This is a genomic window from Streptomyces sp. NPDC058664, assembly GCF_042716635.1.
GTDB lineage: Bacteria > Actinomycetota > Actinomycetes > Streptomycetales > Streptomycetaceae > Streptomyces.
The window spans coordinates 1-5,633 of record NZ_JBHXRW010000133.1 but is presented as its reverse complement, the minus strand read 5'-3'; the positions used below and the strand labels follow the sequence as shown (position 1 = coordinate 5,633).

The 5,633-nt window shown below is 73.8% G+C and carries 7 protein-coding genes and 1 pseudogene; 5 read left to right on the top strand and 3 right to left on the bottom strand.

The window, feature by feature from the left end; genetic code table 11:
* Positions 1-420 precede the first annotated feature (420 nt).
* From ACFWUY_RS40400 to ACFWUY_RS40390, 3 genes are all read left to right on the top strand, one after another.
* The gene (locus ACFWUY_RS40400) at positions 421-1,392 is read left to right on the top strand and encodes an alpha/beta hydrolase (protein ID WP_384121751.1); all 972 of its coding nucleotides are present in this window, start codon (positions 421-423) and stop codon (positions 1,390-1,392) included.
* A 146-nt stretch (positions 1,393-1,538) separates the two neighbouring features.
* Positions 1,539-1,949: an SsgA family sporulation/cell division regulator gene (locus ACFWUY_RS40395; RefSeq protein WP_384121749.1), complete on the top strand. Its 411-nt coding sequence runs from the start codon at positions 1,539-1,541 to the stop codon at positions 1,947-1,949.
* 64 nt (positions 1,950-2,013) lie between these two features.
* Positions 2,014-2,700, top strand: coding sequence for a response regulator transcription factor (locus tag ACFWUY_RS40390; protein ID WP_384121747.1), 687 nt, complete (start codon positions 2,014-2,016; stop codon positions 2,698-2,700).
* A gap of 34 nt (positions 2,701-2,734) precedes the next feature.
* Here the strand turns inward: ACFWUY_RS40390 and ACFWUY_RS40385 are convergent, their stop codons facing one another.
* A complete protein-coding gene (locus ACFWUY_RS40385) occupies positions 2,735-3,253 on the bottom strand; it encodes a helix-turn-helix transcriptional regulator (protein WP_384121746.1) in 519 nt (172 codons plus the stop codon).
* A 30-nt stretch (positions 3,254-3,283) separates the two neighbouring features.
* Positions 3,284-3,712: a hypothetical protein gene (locus tag ACFWUY_RS40380; protein WP_384121744.1), complete on the bottom strand. Its 429-nt coding sequence runs from the start codon at positions 3,710-3,712 to the stop codon at positions 3,284-3,286.
* A gap of 379 nt (positions 3,713-4,091) precedes the next feature.
* Here ACFWUY_RS40380 and ACFWUY_RS40375 point away from each other — a divergent pair, with 379 nt between their 5' ends.
* Entirely contained in the window at positions 4,092-4,778 is a 687-nt protein-coding gene (locus tag ACFWUY_RS40375) for a DUF4142 domain-containing protein (protein WP_384121742.1), read from the top strand.
* Positions 4,775-5,392: a class F sortase gene (locus tag ACFWUY_RS40370; RefSeq protein ID WP_384121739.1), complete on the top strand. Its 618-nt coding sequence runs from the start codon at positions 4,775-4,777 to the stop codon at positions 5,390-5,392. Before ACFWUY_RS40375 ends, ACFWUY_RS40370 begins: the two co-directional genes overlap by 4 nt.
* Before the next feature lie 52 nt (positions 5,393-5,444).
* On the opposite strand, the pseudogene ACFWUY_RS40365 reads toward ACFWUY_RS40370, so the two are convergent.
* Positions 5,445-5,633 (bottom strand): annotated as a pseudogene (locus ACFWUY_RS40365) (cytochrome ubiquinol oxidase subunit I); the annotation flags it as partial.

Genomic DNA, 5,633 nt, shown 5'->3' with positions numbered 1-5,633 from the left:
TCTGCGCCCGCGCGGCCCCCCCCCCCCCCCCCGCGCGTGTCCCGGCGCGGGCGGGGGGCGCCGCCCCCACCCCCCCCGCGGCCCCCCCCCCGGCCGCGCCGGAGGCCACCCCAGGGGCTGCACGAGCCGCCCCCCAGGCGGAGGTATGCATTCTGTTCGGATGTGATGACTTCGGCGGGCTTCCTGTCGACCGGTTACCGCCCGGGGCGGACGACATCGGGACGGAGGAGCCGGTGCCGGCACTTCAGCGGCGAGCGGTGATCCTCGACCTCCTGCGCCGTGACGGCGCCGTGCGGGTGGCCCACCTCGTCGAGCGGCTCGGCATCTCGGACCCGCACCGTCCGCCGGGCGGGAACGGGACCGTAGGGTGGGCCCGGTTGCCCGACGATCCGGGGGCGCTCCCTCGCGCAGGAGTTACTTGTGGACCATTCCGCCGAACCGCCGCCGGTGCTCGAACGGCCGGTCCAGGCCTTCGCCGACGCCTTCGACCTCCGTGGCGCGCCGTGCGACGCGAGCCGGCCGGTGGCCCCAGGTCCGACGGAGGCACTGCTCGGCGAGGCGGACACCGACCCCGACGTCGAAGAGGACTGGCTGGCCCTCCCCGGCCGCGACGGGGAGCGCATCCGGGTGCGGATCCTGCGTCCGGCCGGGAACGAGGACCCCATGCCGGTGATCCTCTTCCTGCACGGCCTCGGAGGAGTGAGCACCACGGCCTTCGCGCACCAGCGTCTCCTTGAGGACCTGGTCCTGGGCGCGGACGCGACCGTCGTCGTACCCGAGTACGACCTCTCGGCGGCCTCGCCCTACCCCGTGGCCGTCGAGCAGGGCTACACGGTCGCCCGCTGGATCGCCGATCACGGTGCCGAGTGGCGGCTCGACGGCTGCCGCATCGCCGTGTTCGGTGTGTCCACGGGAGCCAACCTCGCTGCCGCGCTGACTTTGCTCGCCAAGGAGCGCGGGGGCGTGGACATCCTGCACCACGTGCTGGTCTGCCCCGTTCTGGACGCCTCGATGAGCACCGCGTCGTACCGCCGCTTCGCACGGGGGTACGGCGTGGGGGACGCCGCCATGCGGGACTTCTGGCAGAGGTACGTCCCCGACGCCGCACGCCGCGAGGAGATCACCGCCTCGCCGGCGCGGGCGACGACCGACGAACTCCGCGGCCTGCCGCCCGCCCTCGTCCTGACCGCAGAGGCGGACGTCGCACGCGACGAGGGCGAGGCGTACGCCGCCCGGCTCAGGGAGGCCGGTGTCTCCGTCGTCTCCGCCCGCTACCACGGCACCATCCACGGATTCGTCCTCTTCGACGCCCTGAGGCACAGCGACACGGCCAGGGCGGCCCGCACGCAGGCACTGGACACCCTGCACGTCGCCCTGCACCGGGGCCTGTGACCGGGTCACCCCCATGCGTGACTCGTGCACCCTCGGACAAGTCCCGTGCGCGGCCGGTCGACCACCGGGCCGGGAACGGACCTAACGTCCGGTGTGCCGCCTCGCGGCGGCGCGAAGTACCGCCGCGACGTACCCGAGGAGCAGCCGTGCAGCCCATCGAGCATGTCGTCACCGCACACGTGTCGACACCGGAGCACGCCGGAGGCCGCCTGGTCGTACGCATCCGGCACCTGCCGGACGACCCCCTGGCGGTGCGCCTCGACTTCGCGCCGACCGACGATTCCGAACAGTCCACCACCACATGGGCCTTCGCCCGAAGCCTTCTGACCGAGGGGGTCGACGCCCCGACCGGTGAGGGCGACGTACGGGTGTGGCCCGAAGGCGCCTACGAGACGCACGTACAGCTCCACACCGGGCGCGGCCGGTGCGTCGTGCGGTTCCGGTCGGCGGCACTGCGTTCCTTCCTCGCCCGGACCGAGCTGTGGTCCCCGGGCGTCGACCACCAGGTCGAAGCCGAACTCGACCGCTTCCTGGCCACGATCCTGCGGCACGCGTAGAACGCGCGAGCCGTCCCGCCCCCGCTCCCGCCCCTCCTCCCCGGCGGCAGCGGGGGTCTTCGGCGTGCGCTCCGCACGGCCGTACGGCCCGCGGGACGCCGTCTTCCTCGACCTGGTGGAGTCCGCCGTGCGCACCGGACGCGGAACCGAAGCGCTCGCCCACGTCGCCGCGGGACGACACGCGAGGAGGGGAGAGATCTCGCCGCACCATGCCTTCGTGCTGGCCGCCGCCGAGGCGGTGACAGCCGATGACGACGGGGCCGACGCGGCCTGTCACGCCGTCTGCGCCCTGCCGGACGCCGGGACATGGCCCTTCGCGCTCGCCCGCGTACATCTGCACCACGGGGCGTGGCTGCGTCGCGCCCACCGGTTCGAGGAGGCCCGGCAGCAGCTCCGCTCGGCGCACGCGTACTTCAGCGACCTGGAGGCGGTTCCCTGGGTACGCAGGGCGGCGGAGGAGCTGAGGGCCGGTGGATCGGCCGTCGCCCACGCCCACCCGCCGGAGGAGTGGCGGCTGACGCCGCAGGAACTCCGCATCGCGCGACCCGTGGCGTCGGGGCTCACCGACGGGCAGATCGCCGAGCGGTTGAACGTCTCCCCGCGGACGGTCGGAACGTACCTCTACAAGATCTTCCCCAAGGTCAACGTGTCCTCGCGGTCGGCCCTCGCGCACGCCGTCCGCTCGGCCGGCGGATCCACCGGAGGACAGGGCGTCACGGGAGGGCCGAGCAGGACTTCTCCCGGCGGGTGAAGGCCGTCGGAGGGGAACCGGGAAAGCCCCGCGATCAGGCGCCGCCGTCCAGGCTCAGCTTTCTCCATTCGCGTGGCGTCATTCCGAAAGCGGCCTGGAAGCGGCGGGAGAAGTCGCTCGCGTTGGTCCAGCCGCACCGTCCGGCGACGGCCGCGACGGCGAGATGGTCGAACCTGCCGGACGCCGGCATCCGCCGGGCCTCCTCGAGGCGCTCGGAGATGACCCACTGCTCCAGGCGCACGCCGCCCTGCCGCATGACGGTGGAGAGCCGGCGGACCGAGATGCCGTGCGCGGCGGCGATCCGTTCGGGCGCGAGGTCCCGCTCGGTCAGGTGCTGCCGCACGTAGGCCGTCACCCGGGTGAACGAGGTCTCTTCCATGGCCGACCGCACCACGGGCTTGTCGGGCCCGTCCGCGGCCGACACCAGAAGCGCTCGTACGAGATCGGTGGTCGCCTCCGCCGGCGCCCCGGCGCCCCGGCGCCCCGGGTCGAGGGCAAGCGTGTCGGGAGCCTGCCACACGCCCCGCAGATGGCGCAGCACGAGGCCGTACAAGGGGCTTCGCCCTCAGCCGGCGGGAGGCCCTCACGACCGTCTCCACGGGCAGCCCGAGCCTGCCGACGTCGAAGACCATCGCCCGGGAGGCCCCGTCGCCCGACCAGCCGTCACGCGCGGCACCAGTTCGTGGAACACCGCGATGTCGTCCGGTCCGAAGACCTGCCGGTGTCCGTTCGTCTCCGCGCGGCCCACCCCGCGGTGCTGCAACGACACGGAGACGACGGGGTGACTCCGCTGACGGCGCACATGATCCGCGGTGCGCCGCAGCTCGAAACCGGAGTTGTGCGTGGAGAAGGGCGGCAGGCCGCCTATCCGCCACAGTTCCATCCGCGCCCGCACGCCCGCGTCGGACGGCTCATGGACGATCTGGTTGGGCACGGACTCGTTCGTCATCGCGTGGTGGAACGCCTCGGCGCGATCGGCCGGCGGCACGGTCCTGAGGTCCAGCAGCAGCACGTCTCTTCCGCCTCTGTCGGGCATGCGCGTACCCGCTCTCCGCGTTCCGCCGCGGCAGCTCGCGCAGCATCGTCGAGCGAGCGGCGCCTCGCTCGACGGGCCTGCCGCCCGTGGTGCGAACCCGGCGTCCGGAGCACGGAGGGTTCGGAGGCAAGGGCCGAATGGCGGTACGGCCCGAGGGGAATCCGCCGGCTTTCCTCACGCCACGCATCCGAAACCGGAATAACGCCTACGGAGAGTGATGCCTCTTCCGGGTGAAAGGACTCGCGTTCCGACCGTTCCGGGCGTGGCGAGGGGGATTTCTTCCAGTCGAGGTGCTATTCGGCATTTCGTCGTTCCGTACGGCCTGACAGCCGTGCGGCGGGTGAAGGAGGACGTCGTGAGGGTTACCCGGCCGGCATCGGTCGCCGCTCTGTTCATAGCCGTGTCCGCGGCGGCGGGGCCGTACGCGGTCGCGGCGCCGGTGAGCGATCAGGACACGATGTTCACGAAGGCGGCGCACCAGGGAAACCTCGCGGAGATCGCGGCCGGTGAGGACGCGCGGGCCAACGCCACGAGCGCGTGCGTGAAGGAGGTCGGGCGGGTTCTCGTGCGGGACCACGGCAAGCTCGACGCGGACGTGAGGACACTGGCGGCGAAACTGGGTGTCACGCTGCCCGGCACCCCGACCGCCGAGCAGAAGGCCGAACTCGCCGCCGTGCGGGCGAAGGCCGGAACGCGGGAGTACGACGCCGCCTGGCTGAAGACGCAGGAGGCGGCGCACACCAAGACGCTCGCCCTGATCGACACCGAGCTGAACGCGGGGCGGAACGCCGAGGTGAAGGCAGCGGCCCGGGCCGCGCGCCCCGTGGTGGCCATGCACCTCGAGATGGTCCGGGGCGGTACGTGTCACGCGGGCGAGGACGCGCGCGTGGTCCGGGCCGGAAGCGGCGGACACCTCGCGGCGCGGGGCACCGACGTGCTCGCCACGGTCGGCATCGCGAGCCTCGTCGGCGGCGGGATCCTGGCCGGTTTCGGCACCGCCTGGCTGATCCGTGGTCGGCGGCGGGGGAACCGGGCCCAGTGACGCCCACGGCCGACCGGGTCACCGGCGGCGGCGCGACCCTGCTCGGCGTCACCCTGCTCACGGTCGGAGCGCTGCTGCTCGGCGGCGCTCCCGCGGACAGGGTCACCGCCCCGGGGTTCGGAACCGTACCGGCGGAGGCCGGCCCGACCGCGCCGCCCCCGGTCCTGGCCGATCCGTCCCCGCCGCTGGAACTGCGCGGCCCCCGGGGCCTGCGCGCGGACCTCGTTCCCGTCGGCAGTGGGCGGGACGGCGTCCTGGGCCTCCCCGACGACGTACGCCTCGGAGGATGGTGGGCGCTCGGGGCGCCGGTCGGCGCGCACGCCGGGACGACGCTGCTCGCCGGGCACGTCGACTCCCGCGGCCCGGGCCTCGGCGCCTTCGCCGTCCTCCACGAACTGGGCCCCGGCTCCCGGGTGGAGGTGCGCGCGGCGAACGGCCGTGTGTACCGGTACGTGGTCACGGCCGGTCGGCTGTACGCCCGGTCCGCCCTGCCTCCCGGACTCTTCAGCCGTGAGGGGCCGCACCGACTGGCCCTGGTCACCTGCGCGGGGACGTACGACCCCGATACGGCGGCGTACGACAGCAACGTCGTGCTCTACGCCTCACCGGCATGACGCGCCCGCCTCGCGGCGTCCGCGTGCGACGCGCCCGAACCGCCGCTCGTCGTCACGCTTCCCGTCCGGCGTCGGGGCCGTCGTGGGTGGCGCCGCCGGGCTCGTCGATCACGTCCCGCCGGGCGGACTTGCCGGGGTCGAGCGCGGCCAGGGCGGGGTAGTTGAGGTCGAAGGCGGGTGACTCGGAGCGGATCTTCGGCAGGGTGAGGAAGTTGTGCCGGGGCGGCGGACACGACGTCGC